Origin of the sequence: Streptomyces sp. NPDC093801, assembly GCF_040701585.1 — a bacterium.
GTDB lineage: Bacteria > Actinomycetota > Actinomycetes > Streptomycetales > Streptomycetaceae > Streptomyces.
On sequence record NZ_JBFBDP010000026.1, the window covers coordinates 95,495 to 115,407 of the forward strand.

The 19,913-nt window shown below is 77.7% G+C and carries 13 protein-coding genes; 10 read left to right on the forward strand and 3 right to left on the reverse strand.

Annotation, left to right across the window (positions count from 1 at the left end):
* The first annotated feature begins 513 nt into the window (after positions 1-513).
* The 8 genes from AB0469_RS28295 to AB0469_RS28330 all read left to right on the forward strand — a co-directional run bounded on the left by AB0469_RS28295 (position 514) and on the right by AB0469_RS28330 (position 11,323).
* Entirely contained in the window at positions 514-705 is a 192-nt protein-coding gene (locus tag AB0469_RS28295; RefSeq protein ID WP_366454273.1) for a thiazolylpeptide-type bacteriocin, read from the forward strand.
* Positions 706-758: 53 nt separating this feature from the next.
* Entirely contained in the window at positions 759-941 is a 183-nt protein-coding gene (locus tag AB0469_RS28300; RefSeq protein WP_366454275.1) for a thiazolylpeptide-type bacteriocin, read from the forward strand.
* An 89-nt stretch (positions 942-1,030) separates the two neighbouring features.
* Positions 1,031-3,709, forward strand: a complete 2,679-nt coding sequence (locus AB0469_RS28305; protein WP_366454276.1) for a lantibiotic dehydratase — start codon at positions 1,031-1,033, stop codon at positions 3,707-3,709.
* 49 nt (positions 3,710-3,758) lie between these two features.
* On the forward strand, positions 3,759-4,895 hold the full coding sequence (locus AB0469_RS28310) for a lantibiotic dehydratase C-terminal domain-containing protein (RefSeq protein ID WP_366454277.1): 1,137 nt from the start codon (positions 3,759-3,761) through the stop codon (positions 4,893-4,895).
* Positions 4,892-6,625, forward strand: a complete 1,734-nt coding sequence (locus tag AB0469_RS28315; protein ID WP_366454278.1) for a hypothetical protein — start codon at positions 4,892-4,894, stop codon at positions 6,623-6,625. The genes AB0469_RS28310 and AB0469_RS28315 overlap by 4 nt, the downstream gene beginning before the upstream one ends.
* Entirely contained in the window at positions 6,622-8,532 is a 1,911-nt protein-coding gene (locus AB0469_RS28320; protein WP_366454279.1) for a TOMM precursor leader peptide-binding protein, read from the forward strand. The genes AB0469_RS28315 and AB0469_RS28320 overlap by 4 nt, the downstream gene beginning before the upstream one ends.
* A gap of 34 nt (positions 8,533-8,566) precedes the next feature.
* On the forward strand, positions 8,567-10,246 hold the full coding sequence (locus tag AB0469_RS28325; RefSeq protein WP_366454280.1) for a thiopeptide-type bacteriocin biosynthesis protein: 1,680 nt from the start codon (positions 8,567-8,569) through the stop codon (positions 10,244-10,246).
* Between the two features lie 126 nt (positions 10,247-10,372).
* A complete protein-coding gene (locus tag AB0469_RS28330) occupies positions 10,373-11,323 on the forward strand; it encodes a DMT family transporter (protein ID WP_366454301.1) in 951 nt (316 codons plus the stop codon).
* Here AB0469_RS28330 and AB0469_RS28335 read toward each other — a convergent pair.
* Positions 11,320-12,696: an STM4012 family radical SAM protein gene (locus AB0469_RS28335; protein ID WP_366454302.1), complete on the reverse strand. Its 1,377-nt coding sequence runs from the start codon at positions 12,694-12,696 to the stop codon at positions 11,320-11,322. The genes AB0469_RS28330 and AB0469_RS28335 overlap by 4 nt on opposite strands.
* Positions 12,697-12,906: 210 nt before the next feature.
* Here AB0469_RS28335 and AB0469_RS28340 point away from each other — a divergent pair, with 210 nt between their 5' ends.
* Positions 12,907-14,019 (forward strand): DUF1152 domain-containing protein, encoded by a 1,113-nt coding sequence (locus AB0469_RS28340; protein WP_366454281.1) that lies wholly within the window; start codon positions 12,907-12,909, stop codon positions 14,017-14,019.
* A gap of 45 nt (positions 14,020-14,064) precedes the next feature.
* Positions 14,065-16,206, forward strand: coding sequence for an FUSC family protein (locus AB0469_RS28345; RefSeq protein ID WP_366454282.1), 2,142 nt, complete (start codon positions 14,065-14,067; stop codon positions 16,204-16,206).
* Here the strand turns inward: AB0469_RS28345 and AB0469_RS28350 are convergent.
* Together AB0469_RS28350 and AB0469_RS28355 are read right to left on the reverse strand one after the other, a co-directional pair.
* A complete protein-coding gene (locus tag AB0469_RS28350; RefSeq protein WP_366454283.1) occupies positions 16,178-17,176 on the reverse strand; it encodes an FAD binding domain-containing protein in 999 nt (332 codons plus the stop codon). The genes AB0469_RS28345 and AB0469_RS28350 overlap by 29 nt on opposite strands.
* Positions 17,173-19,734, reverse strand: coding sequence for a molybdopterin-dependent oxidoreductase (locus AB0469_RS28355; RefSeq protein WP_366454284.1), 2,562 nt, complete (start codon positions 19,732-19,734; stop codon positions 17,173-17,175). Before AB0469_RS28355 ends, AB0469_RS28350 begins: the two co-directional genes overlap by 4 nt.
* Positions 19,735-19,913: the final 179 nt, after the last annotated feature.

Genomic DNA, 19,913 nt, shown 5'->3' on the forward strand with positions numbered 1-19,913 from the left:
CCGGTGCCCCGTCGACTTCGGTCGGCGGGGCACCGCTCCGTTTCCGGGCCCGGAGGCCGGGGCCACCCGACCGGTTCGGCTCCGTGCGTGAAGTCCGGCGTGCTGGGGAAAGGCTGATTTCCGACTGACATCCCGCTCACTTCCGCCCCCGTCCACCCCCGGTGGACGGGGGCGTTTTCGTACCCGGACCGGCCATGGGCGGAAGGAATCGGGCCGCCGTGGCCTGATGACGCGCAACGGTGTCCCGAAGGTGCGGGGTTTCCGGCGTGTTCCAGCCGCACCCCCCACCGCTTCGGCAGTGCGGCCGGATCTCGGCTCTAGCGGCCCTTCGCGCCCCTGGGTGATCCTGAGGACCGGGTCGGCCGCACCAGTGGCCGGATGTGATCGATATCCGGCCGGACCGAAACCCGAGGAAATCCGGCATTCCCTTCCGCCGCCCGCGCCGTCGCGCAGGCCTGCGGAATTCCGCCCCGTGCACCTTTCGGCTTTCGCTTCCAACCGAGGGAGACACCCATGTCCGACACCACGCGCACCCCCGCATTCGGCTTCGAGGACCTCGACCTGGACCTCGGCGACCTGACCGTCACCGCCATGCGCGACACGATCGCGCTCCCCGAGGGCGGCGCCTCGTCGGGTTCCTGCTCCTGCCAGGCCTCCTCGTCCTGCAACAAGCCGCCGGTCATGGACTCGCCGTTCACCGGCTGACGACCCGCACCGCAGGCACCCGGAGCATCGGCCTTCCACCAGAGGAGTCATCCATGACGTCCGACAACCACACCCCCGCATTCGGCTTCGAGGACCTCGACCTGGACCTCGGCGACCTGACCGTCACCGCCATGCGCGACACGGTCGCGCTCCCCGAGGGCGGCGCGTCCTGGGGATCGTGCTCGTGCCAGGGCTCGTCGTCCTGTGCACAGCCGACCCACCCGACCCCCGTGTAACCACGGCCGCCCACGACGCAGACCCGCTTCCCGCCGCGCCCCGAGCGCGGCGGGAAGCCCGCGCCACCACCCACAGGACGGGGACCAGCATGCAGCAGCCGCACGGCACGCCGGCCGAGGCCGGAGCCGACGCCCACCGGGTGTGGTCCGCGCCGTACGCGCTGGTCCGCGCCACCGTGCTGACCCATCCCGCCCAGACGGCCGAAGCAGCCGGCTTCCGCGCCCTGCTCGAGCGGCTCCACCGGATCGACCGGCAGCTGATGCGGACCGCCGCACCGCTCTGCGACGACCTGTACGCCAGCCGAGGCGGCCACCCCGACACGCTCCACCGCGACGTGGTCCTCCCACTGCGCCGCGCCCTGCACAACGGACGCGAACCCCGCCCCGCCCTGCTGGAGCGCCTCGGCGACCTCCCGGAGCGCCTTCCCCGGCTCGCCTCCTGGCTCGACCTGCGCACCCGTCGCACCGCCCTCCTCGCCCTCCTCGCACCCGCCGCCGAACGGGCCCTGGCCGCCGAACGCGGCGCCCTGGCCGCCCTGTGCCGAGAGCCGGCCCTCGCCAAGGCCGTCGCCCTCACCAGCGCCGACCTGCTGCGGGCCGTGCAGCGGGCGGGCACCGGCGCCCAGGACCGCAGGGCCCGCAAGGAGGAGCCCGCCGTCCTGCGCTACGCCCTGCGGGCCAGCACCAAGACCAGCCCGCTCTCCTGGTTCACCGCGGTCGGCTGGGGCCCCCTGCCCCAGGCCCCCGGCCGCACCGTCCCCGCCTGGGGCCGGGAGCCCCTGTTCGAGGGCCCCCTGCGCGCGGTCGTACAGCCCAGCCGCACCCTGACCACCGCCCTCACCCTCGCCCTCCTCGACGCCCCGCACCGCAGGGCCGCCCTGCCCCACCGCATCACCAGCACCGCCCGGAGCGCCGGCGGGCGGGCGGCCTACTCCCGCGACCGGACCTCCTTCGCCGGGGGCCGCTACCTCGTGGCCGGCGAGGACGAGGCCGAGCTGCCCGCCAACGGCCCGCTGGGCCTGGTCACCGACCGGGCCGGGCAGCCCGTACCGCTGGAGGAGCTGACCGGGCTGCTGGCCGCCGCCCTGACGGGCGGGGGCGGCGACGGCCGGGCCGCCGCGGCCCGCTTCCTCGGCCGGCTCACGGAGGCCGGCCTGCTGGTGCCCGTCGACCCGGTCCCGCCCCAGGACCCCGACCCGTTGGGCCGCCTCGCCCGGTGGCTGCGCTCCCTCGACGGCGCCACCCCCGGCGAGCGGGCCGAGGACGCCGCCCAGGCCCACCGGCTCGCCGAGCTCGCCCGGACGACCGCCTCCTTCGCCGACACCCCCGCCTCGGACCGGCCCGCCCTGCTGGCCGGCCTGTCCCGCCGCTGGAGCGAGGCGCTGGCCGCCGCCGGACGCCCCGTCCCGAGCGTCTCCGCACCCCTCGACGCGCTCTCCGAGGACGTCGTCGCCCCCCGGCCCCTCGCCCTCGACGGCTTCCTCGACGCCGGCGACCACGAGACGCTCGGCGAGGTCACCGCGCTGGCGGAGCTCTTCGACCTCGGCCACCTCGTGCGCCGGGTCGTCCGCGACCGCTTCGTCGCCCGCTACGGTCCCGGCGGCCGCTGCCCGCACCCGTGGGAGTTCGGCGCCGACATCGCCGATGCCTGGGAGACCGCCGGACGCCTCGCCGCCCTCGACCCCGCCGAACCCCTCCCCGCGGGGACGGACGCACTCGCGCGCCTGCGCTCCGAGGCCGTGGCCGCCGTCCGGGACGCCCTGGACGCGCAGCCCGCGGGAGCCGAGGAGGCCGTCCTGCCCCCGGAGCTCCTCAAGGGCCTCGGCGACCGGCTGCCCGACTGGGCCCTCGCCCGCCCCCTCAGCTACGCCTACTTCCTCCAGTGCGACCCCCGCACCGGCCGGCTGTGCGTCAACCACGTCTACGGCGGCTGGGGCCGCTTCACCAGCCGGTTCCTGGACAGCCTGGACCCGGACGCCACCGCCGCGGTGTCCCGGCAGATCCGGCGCGCCCTGGGCCCCGGCGCCCGCGCCGCACAGATCCGCCCCGTCGGCGGGTTCAACGCCAACCTCCACCCCCTCCTCGTCCCGGACGAGATCGGCCCCGACCGCCGCTGGGCCTCCCTCGGCGAGGCCGACCTGGAACTCGTCCACGACGAGGCCGACGACCAGGTCCGCATCCGGCTGCGGAGCACCGGCGAACTCCTCGACGTGCTCTACCCCGGCTTCCTCTCGCCCGTCCTGCTGCCGCGCCGCCTCGGCGCCCACCTCGCCGACCAGCCCCACGGCGTGGTCGACCTCCGCCCGCTCGTCCCCCGCGGCGCCCTCCCCGCGCCGGGCGGCGGCCGGGTCACCCACACGCCCAGGCTGCGCCACCGCGACGTGGTGCTCCGCCGCCGCCGCTGGCTGCTGCCGCCCGACGTGCTGGAGCGGCTGCGCACCGACCTCGCCGCCGGCGGCGAGGTCCCGGCGGAGGCCGCCGCCCGCTGGCGAGCCGCCCTGGACCTCCCCGAACAGGTCTTCCTGCACCCGGCCGCCGCCGCCCCCACCGGGCGGTCCGCCGAGGACTTCCTGACCCGCCTCGCCCGCCCCAAACCGCACCTCCTTGACCTGGGCAACGCCCTGCACCTGCGCTGCCTGCCCAAATGGCTCTCCCGCCACGGCGGCGGCGCCGTCCTGGAGGAGGCCCTGCCCGCCCCCGGCGGCCAGGACGCCGCGGCCCGCGCGGTCGAACTCGTCCTGGAGGTCTACCGGACCGGACGGCGGTGACGAGGCGATGAAACGACCCCGGACGACGAAGGAAGGGAGTACGGAGCGGATGCGTCCCGACGACCACGCCCTCGACATGGTGGCCCGCTACCACCACCCCGACAAGGCCCCCCTGCTGCGCGGGGCGCTGCTGCCCCTGGCCGAGGAGGCCGCCGCCGGCGGACTGGCCGCCCACGTGGAACGGCACTGGCTGCACGGCCCCCACCTGCGGCTGCGGCTGCAGGGCCCGGCCCGGCAGGTGGAGGAGGCGGCGGGATCCGCCGCGGCCGCACTCCGCGACTGGCTGCGCGAGCACCCCTCGCACGGCGACCTCACCGAGGCACAGCTGCTGGAGCGGGCCGCCGAGGCCGGGCGCGCCGAACTCGTGCCCCCGCCGTACGGGCCCATCGAGCCCGACAACACCGTCCGGATCGAGTCCGTCGACCGCTCCTCCGTGCGCGGCCTGCTCGGAGCGGACGGCACCGCACTGCGCGAGGACCTGCTGCGGGCCGGCCTCGGCGCGCTGCGGGCCGGCGCCGGCTTCCTCGGCGAACACGGCGACGGTGCGCAGGCCCGGATCCGGCTCGCGGTGACCGCCCTCGCCGCGCACGCGGCCGCCCACCCCGGCGGCCTCGCCGGAGGCCACTGGTCGTACGTCTCCCACCTGGAGGACTTCCTCGTCCACGAGGACCCGGACGGCCGGCTGCGGGAGCGCTTCGAACGCCACGGCGAACGTGCGGACGGGGCGGTGACCGCCCTCGTCGGGCGAATCGCCGACGGCGGGGCACTGGGCTGGGAGCGGGCCTGGGCGGAGTTCTCCGCAGGAGCCCGGCGGCTGGCGCGCGCCCGCTTCGACGCGGGCGCCGACCTGCACGGAGCCGCCCCCGCCTACAGGGCGCGGGCCCTGGCCACCGGCGACCCCGGCACGGTGCAGCGCTACGACCACGACCGCCGCACCCGGTACAGCGAGTTCCACCGGCTGCTCAGCCGCGCCGACCCGCAGGGGGCGATGTTCCACGACCCCGAGTACCTGGTTTACCGGGCCTGCACCAACGCCCTGTACCGGCTCCTCGCCATCTGCGACGTCCGCCCGCTGGAGCGCTACCTGGCGGCGCACCTGGTCGTCCGCACCGTGCCGGGCCTGACCGGCAGCGACTGGCGCGCGGAGATCGGCGCGGCCGTCGACGCGGTGGAGGGACGGTCATGACCGCCCTCGCGCGCCAGGCGGCCGTCCGCAGGCTCCGCCCCGGGGTGGCCGTGACCCCCCTGCGGGCCGGCCTGCACCTGCGGGGCCGCGGCGGCAGCGTCACCCTGGAGGGCAGCGCGGCGCTCCCCGCCCTCTGGAAGCTGCTGGAGCAGCCGCTGCGCGGCGGCGGACTGGAAGCCCTGCTCGACGGCATGGAGCCCGGGTCGGCGGTGCGCGGGGCGGTGGACGTCCTCCTCGGCCGGCTGGAGGAGCACGGCCTGCTCGTGACGGAGGACCGGCCCCCGCACCCGGAGCCTGCGGACCCGGACCGGGAACCCGTCGCCCGGTGGCTCGGGGAGAGCTCCGGACGCCCCGCCGCAGCGGCGGCCGCGCTCGCCGCCGCCCGCGCCGAGGTGCTGGCCGGGGACCCCGGCGCGCCCCTGGCCCGCGCCGCCGGCCGGGCCCTGGCGCGGGGCGGACTGCCCGTCGCGTACTCCGCGGACCCGGACCTCCCTGCGGGCCGGGTCCTGCTCCGCCTCCACGGCGCCGGACCGGACCGGGCGGTCGCGGCCGGACGCTCCGGCGGGGGCGGCTACGCCACCGCACCCGGGAGTCCGGCCCAGGCCCGGTCCGACGCACGGGCCCTGGAGGACCGCCTCGGCCCGGCCGGGGACGACGGCCCCGCCGCGCTCCTCCCACTGCTGGCCGGCACGGCGGCGCACCGGCTGCTGTGCGCGGCCGCCGGGCTGCCGGACCCGGCGGCCGAGGGCGGGGACGAGCGCCTGCTGACCGGTCTGCCCGCCGTGCTCCTCGCCGACGCCCGCCCGCTGCGCGCCGACTACCGCACCTGGCTCGGCCCCGACCGGCTCGACGCGGACCGGCACACCGGCCTCGTCCCCGCGCGGACCCTCGACGAGGCGCTGCGCCGGCTGGACGCCCTCGGCGACGGGCGCTGCGGAGTCCTGCCCGGGCCGGAGCCGGCCGGTCTGAGCCAGCTGCCCGTGCCGCTCGCCTCCTGCGCCCTCCCGGGCGGGCTGCTCACCGGGGGTGCGCCCCGGCTGGACCTGGCCCGCCTGGAGCTGTTCTGCCGGGCCGCCGAACTGCTGCTGGGCGACGGGGGGCCCACCGTCGGGGCGAACCCCGGGCACGCCCGGGGGCGGGCCCTGCGCGCGGCGGCCGCCCGCCTCGCCGCGGGGCCGGCCGTCCCGGAGGGGGAGTGGTCGGGGCATCCGCAGGCCCGCCACTGGTGGACGACGCTGACCGGCCGCCTCGGCGTGGCGGCCCGCCCGGAGGTCCGGCGCGCCGCCCCGGGCGGGGAGGCGTACCACGCGGTCGTCCGCCGGGCCGGAACTCCCGGATCCGCGCCGCTCGGTGAGGCCGTGGAGGCGACCCCGGGCGATGCGGCGGCCTTCGCCGCGCTGGCCGCCGTCTGCGCGGCCTCCGCCGGCCCGGCCGGGACGGACGCCCTGCGCGTCCCGCCCTCGGGCGGGGCCGTCGCCCCCCTGGCCACCGCCGGAGCGCGGATCGCCGCCTGGGAGGACCCCGGCTGGACCAACGGCTGGATGGCGGACGTGGCCCGGCGCGAGGAGCGGCTCCAGAGCGCGCTGCACCGGCTGACCGGCGCCGCCCTCACGGCCGACGCCCCCGCGTCCGCCTCCGCCCCCGCGTCCGCCTCCGCCCCCGCGCTCGCCACCCGTCTGCGGGCCTTCGGCTTCACCGTGCTGCACGCCGCCCCCGAGGAGGCCCGATGAACGCGCCCGGCCCCCTGGGCTCCCTGCCCGTACCGGTGCTCGACCCCGAGGCCGCACTGGCCACCACGGCCGGCGGGGCGGTGGTCCTGATGACCCGGTGGACCCTGGGGCTCGCCGAGGAACTGAGCCGGCACGCCCTCTCCCACCCCGTCGCCCTGGTCCCCGTACGCTTCGACGGCCCGCTGGCCGTGGTCGGGCCGCTGCTGGCACCGGGCGCGGCGGCCTGCCTGTGCTGCACCGAACGGCAGCGGCTGGCCACGGCGGGCGGCCGGGTGCCGTGGCAGAGCCCGGCGCTCGAACTGGCCGGCGTCCCCTCCCCGGCCCTGGCCGCCTCGCTCGGCGCCCTGGTGCGGGACCTGCTGGACGCAGGGGCCGCGGACGGGACCGAGGACGCGGGGGCGGCCGTCGTCCACGTCGTCCACCAGGGGCGCGGCACCTGGTCCACCCACCGCCCGCGCCCCTTCGGCGGCTGCGCCGTCTGCCGCCCCCTGCCCGCCGACTCCGCCACCGCGCCGGCCCCGCTGCCCTCCGCCCCCCGCCCGCTGCCCGACCCGTACGTCCTGCGCCTGCCCAACCCCCGCACCGCCGGCCCCGAGCGCCTGCGGCGGGCGCTGTACGACGAGCGGTTCGGGCCGGTGCGCAGCCTCTACCGCTCCGAGGACTCCGCCTTCTCCCTGACCAGCGCACTCGTCACCGACGGCCGGCCCGTCGACGACGGCGGGTACGGCCGCGCCCGCGACTTCGCCGACAGCGAGCGCATCGCCCTCTTCGAGGCCGTCGAGCGGTACGCGGGCATGCGGCCCACCGGCCGGCGCACCGACCTGCGCGCCCCCTTCGCCGCCCTCGGCCCCGACCGCGCCCTGGACCCCGAGCGGCTCGGCCTGCCCGACCCCGCCCACCACGGGCACCCGGCCTCGCCCACCGTCCCCTACACACCGGACCTGGAACTGGACTGGGTGCGCGGCTGGTCGCTGACCCGGCGGCGCCCGGTCCTCGTCCCCGAACACGCCGCCTACTGGGACGTGCCCGGCGCCGGGCGGCCGCGCGTGGTCTACGAGTCCTCCAACGGCTGCGGACTGGGCAACAGCCCCGAAGAGGCGGCGCTCTACGGCCTGTTCGAGATCGCGGAACGCGACGCCTTCCTGATGGCCTGGTACGCCGCCACCCCGCTGCGCCGCGTCGAAGCACCCCCGGACGACCCGGACACCGCCCTGCTCGCGGACCGCGCCGCCGTGGCCGGCTACCGGCTCCGGCTGCTCGACGCGACCAACGACTTCGGGATCCCGGCGGTCGTGGCCGTCTGCCGCTACGAGGGCTCCCACCCCGACGCGCCCCGGATGTTCCTCGCGGCGGGCGCCCACCACGATCCGCGCGCCGCGATCCGCTCCGCCGTGGCGGAGGTGGTCACCAACGTGCTGGAGTCGCCCGGGCGCTCGTTCGCCGAGGACGGTCCGCGCGACCCGGAGCGGCTGCGGCCGATGCTGGACCGGCCGGAGCTGGTGGTGGGCCTGGACGACCACGTGGGGCTCAACTCCCTTCCCGAGGCGGGCCCGCGCCTGGAGTTCCTCTTCGCCGACACCCCGTGCCTCCCGGCCGCGCGGGTCTGGCCCGGGGCGCCGGAACCCGTCGCGGACCTCGGCGACCTGCTCGCCGCCACCGTCGGCCGGCTGGAGCGCGCCGGCCTGGAGGTCGTCACCGTCGACCAGAGCGAGCCGGGACTGCGCGACCGGCTCGGCCTGCACTGCGTGAAGGTGATCGTCCCCGGTTCGCTGCCCATGACGTTCGGGCACGTCAACCGCCGTACCCGCGGCCTGCCCCGGCTGCTGGAGGTGCCCCACCTGCTGGGCCGCGCCCCCCGGCCGCTGCGCCACGAGGACCTCGCGCTCCACCCCCACCCCTTCCCGTGACCCGCCGCCCCTCCTCTCCCCTCTAGGACCGCAGATGACCACGACCGACCTCTGGCACAGCCACCACGTCTTCCTGCACTCCGGAACCGAGGACACCGACGCCTTCCTGCTCCACGGGGCGGCCCCGCTCCTCGACGGCCTGGTGGCGGCCGGGGAGGCCGACCGCTGGTTCTTCATCCGGTACGCGGAGGACGGCCCCCAGGTGCGCGTCCGGGTGCGCGGACTGAGCGGGCCCGCCGCCGGGCGGCTCCCGGGCGAACTGGCCCGTGCGGCGCGGAAGGTGCCCTCCGTGCCCGGCCCCTGGCCCTCCCGCCACGGCGAGGTCCGCGCCGTCCCGTACGTGCCCGAGACCGGCCGGTACGGCGGCCCGCGGGCGCTTCCCGTCGCCGAGGAGGTCTTCGCGGACTCCTCGCGGGCGGTACTCGGGGCCCTGCGGGAGCTCGCCGCCGGAGGCGGGGCGTCGGCGCGCCTGGCGCTCGCGGCGGACCTGGTCCACACGACGGTGCACGCGCTCGGCATGGACCGGCTCACCGCGGCCCGATGGCTGCGCGGGCACGCGGCGGGCTGGCGCTGGGTCACCGAGGTGCCGCTGCTGCCCGGCGCCTCCGTGCACGCCCGCGTCAACTCCGTCTACGCCGCCCAGCGTTCCGGCCTGGAGCGGCGGGCGCACGCCCTGCGGGAGCGGCTCGCGCAGGGCACCGCGGCGCCCTGGCTGGCGGCGTGGGAGCAGCGGGTCCGCGAGGCCGACGGCCTGCTCCGCGCGGGGCAGGGGCGGGAGGCGGCGCCGGACGCCACGGCATGGATCTGGGGCTCGCAGCTCCACATGCTGCTCAACCGGCTCGGGGTGACCCCCGACGAGGAGCGGGCGGTGTGCCGGCTGGCCGCCCGCACCCTGCTGGAGACCGGAGCACCGGCGGACTACTTCGCGCCCGGCCACACCGCCCCCGACGTCCAGTACCTGGAGCGCAGCAAGTTCCAGATCGGCCGGGGCGAGGACACGGCCCTGCGCACCCTGCCGCCCGGGACGCCCCGGGACGTCCCGGCCGCGCCCGAGGTCCCGCTGCCCGCCGGCCCGCTGCCCGAGCTGCCGCTGGGCGCCGCCCTCGCCGCACGGGCCTCTGCGCGCGGGGCGCTCGGCGGGCCGCTGGACGCCGCCGGCCTGGGCGCGCTGCTGTGGCACGCGATGGCCGGCCGTGACGGACACGGGCGGCCGCTGCCCGAGGGCTCGGCCGAGACCCCGGCCCGCCGCGCCTACCCGAGCGCGGGCGCCCTGTACACGGCCCGGGTGCGGCTGCTGGTGCTCGACGTCGAGGGCGTCCCGGCGGGCACCTACGACTGCGTGCCCGAGCGCCGGACGCTTCGGCCCGTCGGCCCGGCCCCGGCCACCGAGGAGATCGCCGCGCTGTCGACCTACCTGTCGCGGCCCCCGACCGACCCGCACTGGATCGGCATCGACGGCGCGCCGGTGGTCCTCGCCCTGTACGCGGACCTGGGCCTGCTGCGCCGCCGCTACGGCCTGCGCGCCCTGCGCCTGGCCCTGCTGGAGACGGGCCACCTGGCGCAGACCCTGCTGCTCACCGGCACGGCCCTGGGCCTGGCGGGGACTCCGCTGGGCGGCTTCCAGGACGACCTGGCCCACGAACTGCTCGGCCTGGACGACCTGGAGCAGCCCCTGCAGTACCTGCTGCCGCTCGGGCGCCGCCGCGCCGGGTGACGGGTTGGTGCGAAGGAACGGACCGGCCGGGGCTTTCCGGGGGAATCTCAGGGTTTCGGCCAGTAGGTCTCCCCGGTCCCGCCCCGATAGCTTCGCCACGACCGGAACGCGGTGGAGGGGGTCGTGATGGGAGCGGTGGCGTCCGTACTGGCGGCGGCGGTGCTGTGGGGGACGGTGGGGCCCGCCCAGATCTGGGCGGACACGGGGGTGCACCCCGTGGCCCTCGGGGCCTGCCGGATGCTGCTGGGCGGTCTGGTGCTCAGCCTGCTGACGGTGCGTCCGGCCGGGCTGCGCACGCTGCGCCGGCCCGGGGTGGGGCGGTGGCTCGGGGTGGGCGTGCTGGTCACGGCGGCCTTCCAGGTGTGCTTCCTCCAGGCCGTCGAGCGCGGCGGGGCGGCCCTCGCGACGGCCGTCACCTTCGGGACGGTGCCCGTGGCCGGCGGCCTGTGCGCCCGGGTGCTCTCCGGTGAGCGGCCGACCCCCCGCGGGCTGTGGGGGAGCGGCTGCGCCGTGGCCGGGGTCGGGCTGATGCTGCTGCCCGGCAGCGGGGGCGCCGCGGACCTGCCGGGGGTGCTCTTCGGCGTGGTGGCGGGGGCGAGTTTCGGCGTGTACATCGCCGCCACGAAGGAACTGGGGGCGCGCGGCGCGGACCTCGGCGCCGCGGCCCCCGTGAGCGTGCTGTGCGCGGGGCTGCTGGTCTCCCCGTACCTGCTGGTGGCGCCGGAGGGCCTGGCCACCGCCCGCTCGGCGGCCCTGATCGGCTGGCTCGGACTGGGCACCACCGCCCTGGGCTACCTGCTGTTCACCCGGGGCGTCGGGCGGCTCGCCGCCGCCACGACCGGGACGCTGAGCCTGACCGAGCCGCTGGTCGCCACGGTGCTCGGGGTGGCGGTGCTGGGCGAGCGGCCGGGGCCGTCCGCGGCCGCCGGCGCGGCGCTGCTGCTGCTCGGGCTGGTGCTCGTCTCCCTGCCGCAGGGCCGCCGGCCGCGGCCCGGGCCCGGCACGCGCACCGTGCCGGAGCCGGAGCCCGAGCCCGAGCCGGAGCCGGAGCCGGAGCCGGAGCCCCGGACCGTCTAGCGGTCCTGATAGGTGCGCATGTTCGCGTGCACGCGGTCCGAGAAGAACATCGGACCCACGGCGTCGGCCCACGCCATGCCCTCCGGGGTCAGCGCCAGCGCCCCGTCCCGCTCCCGCAGCCAGCGCCGCTCCAGCAGGGCGTCCAGCTGCGGGCCGAAGTCGTCCTCGAAGCGGGTGGCGAACAGCCGCTCGTACGCCGCGGGGCGCAGGCCCGTGGACTCCAGCAGGTGCTGGAGCACGTACATCCGGCGGCGCTCGCCCTCGTCCATCCGGAACGCCCACTGCGCCCGGCGGAACCGCTCGGTCGGGGTGGCGATGTAGTCGTCGATGATGCGCCGCACCTCCGGTACCGCCACCGCGTAGTCGGTGGTGTAGTGCAGTCCGGTGGTGAACGAGCGGGCGCCGACGCCCAGTCCGACCATGCCGGCCTGCTGGTTGTACTCGCTGATGCTGCTGCCGTCGGCGTCGTCCACGGCGGCCGTGCCGATCCGCCGGAAGACCCGCATCGAGGTCTGCTCGTAGCCGGAGGAGAGGAGGCGGTCGCGGCCGTAGCGGTAGAGCCGCAGCCGCTGGTCGTCCCACGCGTCGGGGGTCTTGGCGTGCCGGGTGCTCAGCCCCGTGAGCGGGCGGACGTACAGCGGGTACAGGTAGACCTCCTCGGGCTCCCAGGCGAGGGCGGCGTCCAGGGAGACCTTGAAGGTGCGTTCGGTCTGGCCGTCTATGCCGTAGATGAGGTCGATGTTGAGGGCGGGGAAGTCCGCCGCCTTGAGGCGGGCGAGCGAGGCCTCGACCTCCTCGCGCTTCTGCGGGCGCACCGCCGCCCGCGCCTCCTCGTCGATGAAGCTCTGCACCCCGATGCTCACCCGGGTCGCCCCGCGCTCGGAGAGGACGGCGATCCGGTCGGCCGTGGCGGTGGCGGGCGAGGTCTCCACCGACCAGGAGGCCGCCTTCAGGTCGGCGCCCATGACCTTCTCGCCGATGTCGCACAGGCGGGTGAGCTCGTCCGCCGTCAGGTAGGTCGGGGTGCCGCCGCCGAAGGCGGCGAGGGTGAAGCGGACGGGCTCGCCCTTGGCCTCCAGCGCCTCCCGGGTGACGCGGGCCTGCCGCTCCAGGGTGTCGAGGAAGGCGCCGGTGACCTCCTCGGGGGCACCGGTGCGGGTGAAGAGGTTGCAGAACCCGCAGCGCATCTCGCAGAAGGGGACGTGCACGTAGAGGGAGAGGGCGTCGAGGCGCTCCCGGGCCCACAGCTCGTCGAGCAACGGACCGTCCTCCAGCAGGCGGTACGCCTTCTGGTGCGGGTAGGCGTACACGTACTGCTCGTACGGGGTGCCCGGCCCGCCGGAGGCGGCGGGAACCGCGGGGACGGTGGGCATGGGCAGCGGAACAGGTCTGGTCATGACAGGAATTGACTTTCTTTCAAGAACCGGCCACATCACTGTTCGTGACAGTTCGTCACCCTAGGGTCGGCCCGGGCTCATTTCTGTAGTGCAATTCCCATAAAATGGGTTTCAGTATGTAGAGCTTCATATGTACTTTTTGGTGGAGCGGTGCATTCCGTGCCTGGCTGCGGTTCCGTTCCCGGTATGAAGAGACTTCTCATCGCCGCCGGCGGCGGGGGCGACCCGATCACGGCGGCCCTGCTCCACGCCGCCCTGTACGGCGCGGACGCCCCGGCCCTCGTCCTGACCTACGCCTGGGAGCGCCTGGTCGTCGACCCCGTACCGGGCCCCCGCCGCGCCACCGACTTCACCGGTACCGAACCGGTCGCGCCCGGCGTCGCCCTGGTCACCCCGGCCACCGCCCCGGTCGCCCCGGCCGGCTCCCTGCTCCCGCGGCTGGCCCGCGACCTGCGGCCGCGCCTGGGCCTGCTCGACCCGTACGGGGGCACGCGCGGCCTGGCCCGCCAGATCGAGGCCGCCGCCCGCTGGTGCCGGGCCGACCGGATCGACCTCGTGGACGTGGGCGGCGACATCGTCGCCCGCGGGGACGAGCCCACCCTGCGCAGCCCGCTCGGCGACGCCCTCGCCGCCGCCGCCTGCGCCGCCACGGGCCTGCCCACCACGGTCCACGTCGCCGGCCCCGGCCTCGACAACGAGGTGCCCCTGCCCGACCTGCTGCCCCGGCTCGGCGAGCCCGCCTTCGCCCTCGACGCCGCGCACACGGAGACCGTCTCCGGCGTCTTCGACTGGCACCCCTCCGAGGCCGGCGCCCTGCTGGTCGCGGCCGCCCGCGGGGTGCGCGGGGTCTGCGGCACCCGGGACGCGCCCCGGCCCGTCCTCCTCGACGACGCGGCCCGCCAGGTCCACCGGCTCACCCTGGACCGCGTCCTCGCGCTCAGCCCGCTCGCCCGGGCCCTCGCCGGCTGCGCCTCCCTGGAGGAGGCCGAGGACGCCTCCCGCGCGGTGTGCGGCTTTTCGGAGATCGCCCGCGAACGCCACCGCGCCGCCCACCCGGAGCGGCCCCCCGGGCCCCGGCCCGCCCCGCACCGCCCGGCCCCGGACGCCGCCTCCCTCACGGACCGCTTCGCCGCCTGGGAGCGGGACGCCCTCGCGCAGGGGATCGCGTACGCCACCACCCGCCGGATCACCGAGGACCTGGACCTGACCGGCCCGCAGGCCCGGATCCTGCTGGCCGGACTGCGCACGGCCGGTCCGGTGCGCCACGTCCCCCCGCTGTGGCGGCTGGCCGCGCCCTGACCGGTTCGTGGTGCCGAGGGGCGGGAGGAGGGTGATGCTGGGGGGATGGGTGGTGTGCCCGGACGGTGGCTCCCGGCGGCCTACGAGGCCTCCGGGGTGCGGGCGGTGCGGGTGGCTCTGGTCAGTGCCGCCGGGTTCTACCTGTTCCTCTACGGCTTCGGCTCGTCCGTGGCCGCCACGTACGCGCTGTTCTCCGCGGTGGCCCTCGCCGGGCTCTCGCGCATCCCCGGCACGGGGCCGCAGCGGGCCGCCACGGTGCTGCGGCTGGTCCCGGTGTGCTGGCTGCTGGTCGTGGTGGGCACCTTCCTGTCGGTGCGCACCTGGAGCGCGGTCGCCGGGATGCTCGTCATCGGCTTCGCGCTGACCTTCGCCGCCGTGGGCGGACCGCGGCCGGCCGGCGCCGGGCCCGGGCTGCAACTGCTGTACATCCTCCCGTCCTTCCCGCCCTACGATCCGGACTCGCTCGGGCTGCGGCTGATCGGCACCACCGCCGGGCTCGCGCTGCTCGTCCTCGCCGAGCGGTACCTCTTCCCCGAGCCGGCGGCCCCGTCCTACCGGGAGCTGGCGGCCCGCGCCGCCGACACCGCCGCGCTGTGCGCGCGGGAGCTGGCCGGCCCGCAGCACGCGCTCTCCAGCGCCGCGGCCCGGCGGGCCCGCGAGGACAGCGCCGCGCTGCGGCCGCTGAACGTGCCCGAGGCCGACCGGCCGGCGGGCCCCGGAGTGCGCGACCGCGCCCTGACGCACACGGGCCTGGCCGCACGGGCCCTGCTGGGGAGGCTGGCGGCGCTCGCCGGCCCCCCGGACGGCGCCGGGGACGTCCTGCACGGGGTGAGCAGGCTCGCCGAACGCACCGCCGGCGAGCTGCGGCCGCAGCCGGCCACCGGCGCCGGGTCCGGGGACGCGTACGAGGACCTCGTCGCGGCCCGCGCCCGGCTGGCGGCCGCCCCCGCCCGGCCCGCCGCCCCCACCGTGCTGCGGCGGGACGCGGCCGTGCTGGAGGTGGCGGACGTCGCGCTGACCCTGGACACGGCCGCCGCGCTCGCCGTACGGGGCCGCGCCGCGGCGGACCGGGTCCAGCCGGGCCGGTTCTGGTACGCGCGGACGCCCGCACCCCTGCTGTGGTGGCACCGGATCCAGGGGCACGCCGGACGGCGTTCGGTGTTCTTCCAGAACGCGGTGCGGATCGCGCTCGCGCTGGCGGCCGCCCGGCTGGTCGCCGGGCTCGACACCCTGCCGCACGGGTTCTGGGCCATGCTGGCGACGCTCTCCCTGACCCGGACCACCGTCGGCGACACCTGGAGCACGATCCGGGTGGCCCTGGCCGGCACCTTCGCCGGCGCCCTGTTCACCGCGGTCGTGCTCACCCTGGTCGGTCCGCACACGGCCGTGTACGCCGTCCTGCTGCCGGCGTGGATGCTCTTCGCGTTCACGGTGGGGCCGGTGAAGGGGGTGGGGTGGGCGCAGGGGCTGTTCACGGTCCTCGTGGCGATGGTGTTCGCCCAGCTGGCGTCGGCGACCTGGAAGCTGGCCGGGGTGCGGATGCTGGACGTGCTGATCGGGAGCCTGATCGGCGGCGTGTTCGGACTGCTCGCCTGGCCGCGGGGCGCGCACGACGAGCTGGGCCGGGCGGCGGCGGGCCTGCTGCGCCGGGCCGCCGAGATCGTGGTCGCGACCAGCGCCGCGGTCGCCGCGGGCGGCACCGGGGCGGACGCGGCGTCCGGGCGGGGCTACCGGTCGCTGCGGCACGCGCTGATCATGGCGGAGTCCGCGTTCGCGCAGTACCAGAGCGAGCCGATGCGCTTCGGCGCCGCCGCCCCGCGCCCTTCCGGGCCCGACTGGCAGGCGGCCCTGATGGCCGGGCACCACACCCTGTGGGGCTCGGACCGGCTGACGACCCCGCCCGAGGGGGCCCCGCCGGCCGCCGCCCCCGCGCTGGGACCGGAGCCGGCCGAGGGGCTGAGCGGGCTCGGGGACCGGGTGGCCGGACGGATGCTGCTGGTGTCGGCGCACCTGGACCCGGGCGGGGACACCCCGCCCGTGCCGGCACCGCTGCGGGACCCGGCGTACCGGGGGTTCGCGGCGGAGCCGCCCGGCGCTCCCCGACGCTACTACGCGGCGGTCTCCTGGCTGGACTCCCTGATGACCGACCTGGAACGGGTCACGGCCCCGGAGGGGGAGGCGGGGTGACGGGCTCGCCGGGGCGCGGCCCCCGGCCCGCGGCACGTTCCAGGGCCTCCAGGACGGTGTCGCGGAACAGGGTGGTCTTGTAGCCGGTGTGCGGCAGCGGGCGGCAGCGGCCGAGTACCGTCGACGCCGCTTCGGCGAGGACCCCGGCGGTGGCCTCACGGCCGGTCAGGGCCTCCTCCACCTCCGGCAGACGCAGCGGGACCCGGGCCACCCCGCCCGCCGCGACGGCCGCGCGGGTGATGGTGGAACCCGTGAGCACGAGCCGGGCGACGGCCTCGACCAGGGGCCACTCGGCGCGGGCCCGGCTGATGGCCCGCCGGCAGGCGGCGCGCTCGCCGGGCAGCGGCGCGGGCAGCCGCACCGAGGTGAGGACGCGCCCGGGCGGCAGCAGGTGGTCGGCGTCGTGCAGCCGGCTGCCGTCCCCGTACAGCGCGGCGACGGGGCGCGGGGACGCGCCGTGCACCTCGGCCTCGGCGTCGTAGGCGAGCAGGGCCACCGCGAGGGTGGAGGGGTGCGGGGCGATGCAGGGGCCCTCCCCGGCGACCACGCCGTAGCGGTGGTCGCCGTCGAGGGCGGGGCACCCGGTGCCGCCCTTCTGGAGGCAGCCGACGTGCGGGTTGCGGTAGTACCAGCAGCGGTTGCGCTGGAGCAGGTTGCCGCCCAGGGTGCCGGCGGCGCGGACCTGCGGGGTGGCCGCGCTCCCCGCGGCGAGCGCCAGGGCCGGCCAGCCGTCCCGCACCACCGGGTCGGCGGCCAGTTCGGCGAGGGTGGTCAGGGCGCCGACGCGCAGCCCGCCGCCCGGCAGCGCAGTGGCGCCCCGCAGGTGGGAGACCCCGGAGAGGTCGGTGAACGGGCCCGGGGAGAGGCCGGTGCGCTGCCGGGCGGTCGTGTCGGTGCCGCCGGCGCGCAGCTCCCCGCCGCGCGCCAGTACGGCGGCCGACAGGTCGGTGAGGGCGGGCTCGGTGCTCACGCGCGCAGTCCTTCCAGGAGCCGGTCGGGGCGGATGGGCAGGTCGTACGGGCGCCATCCGGTGGCGTCGTGCACGGCGTTGGCCAGGGCGGCCGCCGTGGGCAGGGTCGCGACCTCGCCGAGACCCACCCCGCCGCCGGGGACGTGCTCGAAGCCCTCCTGGTGGAAGTGGACGGTGATCTCGGGGGCGTCGCCGATGCCGGGGATCCGGTAGTCCTCCAGGTTCTCGGTGAGCACCCGGCCGGTGACCGGATCGGTACGGCGCTCCTCGTACAGGGCGTAGCCGACGCCCTGGACGACCGCGCCCTCGCACTGGTTGCGGGCCAGCCGGTCCTCGTGGATCCGGCCGGCGGAGATGCCGTTCCACACGCGCAGCGCCCGGGTCGTGCCCAGCCGGGTGTCCACCTCGACCTCGGCGACCTGGACCGAGCCGGTGAATCCGCGGCCGACCGCCAGTCCGCCCAGGGTGAAGGGGAGGGCGAAACCGCGGTGGTCGCGCGGGCGCCGGCCGGTGACCCGGGTGCCGTGGGCGGAGTCCAGCCGGGAGGCGACGTCGCCGCCGCCGAGCGCGGCGCGCAGCCGGTCGGCGGCGTCGCGGGCGGCGGGGACGAGGGAGGGGGTGGTGCGGCTGCCGCCGGAGACCGGCCCGTGCACGGGCCCGCTCAGGCCGATCTCGACACGGACCCGGCCCTCTGCAACGCCGAGTCCGTCGGCGACGGCCCGCCGCAGGACGCTGCGGGCGCCGGTGCCCATGTCCTGGACGGCGCAGCGGGCGACGACCAGCCCGTCCTCGACGGTGAGTTCGACCTCGGTGGCCGGGTCGACGAAGTAGAGCCAGTTGGCGGCGGCGACGCCGACGCCGCGCCGGTAGCGGCCCGTGCCGCCGCGCCGGGTCCCGCTCCAGACGGGCAGTGCGGCCGCCCAGTCGTACAGGGCGCGGCGCTTGGAGTTGCCGTCCCAGCGGCGGCGCAGGTCGATCGGGTCCCGGCCGAGCCGGTGGGCCATCTCGTCGACGGCCTGCTCCAGCGCCCAGCACAGCGGCGGGCCGCCCGGGCCGCGGAAGGGGGCGCCCGGCGGCCGGTTGGTGACGGTGTCGAAGTCGCGGAGCCGGCGCGGGGAGCGGCCGTACACGAACCGGGCCAGGGCGGCCACGGAGCCGCCGATGGCGACCCCGCCGTCGCTGTCGGCGTCGATGGCCAGTGCGGAGAGGTCCCCGGCCGCGTCGGCGGCCATCGCCAGCCGGATCCGGGTGGCGGGGCGGTAGCCGCCGTCGGTGAGCTCCTCGTCGCGGTCGAGCGCCACGCGGACGGGGGCGCCGTACAGCCGTGACAGTTCGACGGCGGCGACGACGTCGGTGGTCAGCCCCATCTTGGAGCCGAAGCCGCCGCCCACGTGCGGGGCGCTGGCGACCACCCGCCCGGGGGGCAGGTCCCAGCGTGCGGCGGCGAGCCGGGCCACGCGCTGGACGGACTGCGTGGACACCTCCAGCCGGAGGGCGCCGTCGGTCCAGTGGGCCAGGGCGGCGTGGGGTTCGAGCGGGGTGTGGCTCTGGGCGGCGGTGGTGTACAGCCCCTCGACCACCCGCTCGGGGGACTGGGCGCGGGCCTTGAGGATCCTGCGCACGGCCTCGCCGCCGCGTTTGTTCATGCTCACCGGGCCCCGCCGGTTGCCCTCCCACCTGGCGGGCAGCCCGAGGCCGCCCTCGCCGGAGTTGGGCGCCCGCTTGCGCTCCGCCCTGTCGGCGTAGACCAGCGGGCCGCCGCCGGTCCGGGCCCGTCGTACGTCGAGCGCCGCCGGCCGGACCTCGTAGTCCACGACCACCGTCGCGGCGGCGGCCCGCGCCTGCGCACGGGTCGGCGCGGCGACGGCGGCGACGGGCTGGCCGACGTAGCGGACCACCCCGTCGGGCGGCAGCAGCCGCACCAGCGGGAGGTCCCCGGCGTCGAGGGAGCGGACGAGGGCGTGCGCGTGCGGGGAGCGGACGAGCGCCCCCTCCAGCAGCCCCTCGGGGCGCAGGTCGGTGGTGTAGAGGGCCGTGCCGCCCGCCTTCTCCGGGGCCTCCGCGCGCGGGGGCGCGGCCGAGGGGTCCGGCTCCCCGTCGTACGCCCCCGCGCAGGCCGCGTCCACCGCGGCGAGGATCCCCTCGTAGGCGCCGCAGCGGCAGAGGTGGCCCGCCAGGGCCTCGGCGATCCGCTCGCGCCCGGGCGGGGTGCGCCCGTGCCCGGCGCGCCACCGGTCGTGGAACGCCGCCGCCTCGACGACGAACCCCGGGGTGCAGTAGCCGCACTGGAGGGCGTCCCGGCCGGCGAAGGCGCGGGCCACCGGGTGGCCGGCCAGGCCCTCCGCCGTGGTCACCCGCCGTCCCGCCAGCAGGGCGGCCGGGGTCAGGCAGGAGACCCGGGGCTCGCCGTCGACCTGGACGGTGCAGGCCCCGCAGACCCCGCCGGCGCAGACCAGCTTGGTGCCGGTGAGGCCGAGCCGGTCCCGCAGCACCTCCACGGCGGCCGGGTCGTCGTCCACGTCCGCCGTGCGCGGAACACCGTTGACCTCGAACTCCATGGGGCGCGCTCCTCAGGGCCGCGAGGCGACCGGCGGGTGCGCGCGCTCACCTTCACGGTCCTTGATATCCCGCCGCCGGGGCCGGCGCCGCGTGCCCGCGCCCGGGTACGGCCGGGCGGGTGACGGGGCGCCGGCCCCCGGCTTCGAGTCCCGCTCGAGCCTCCGACCGCAGGCTTACA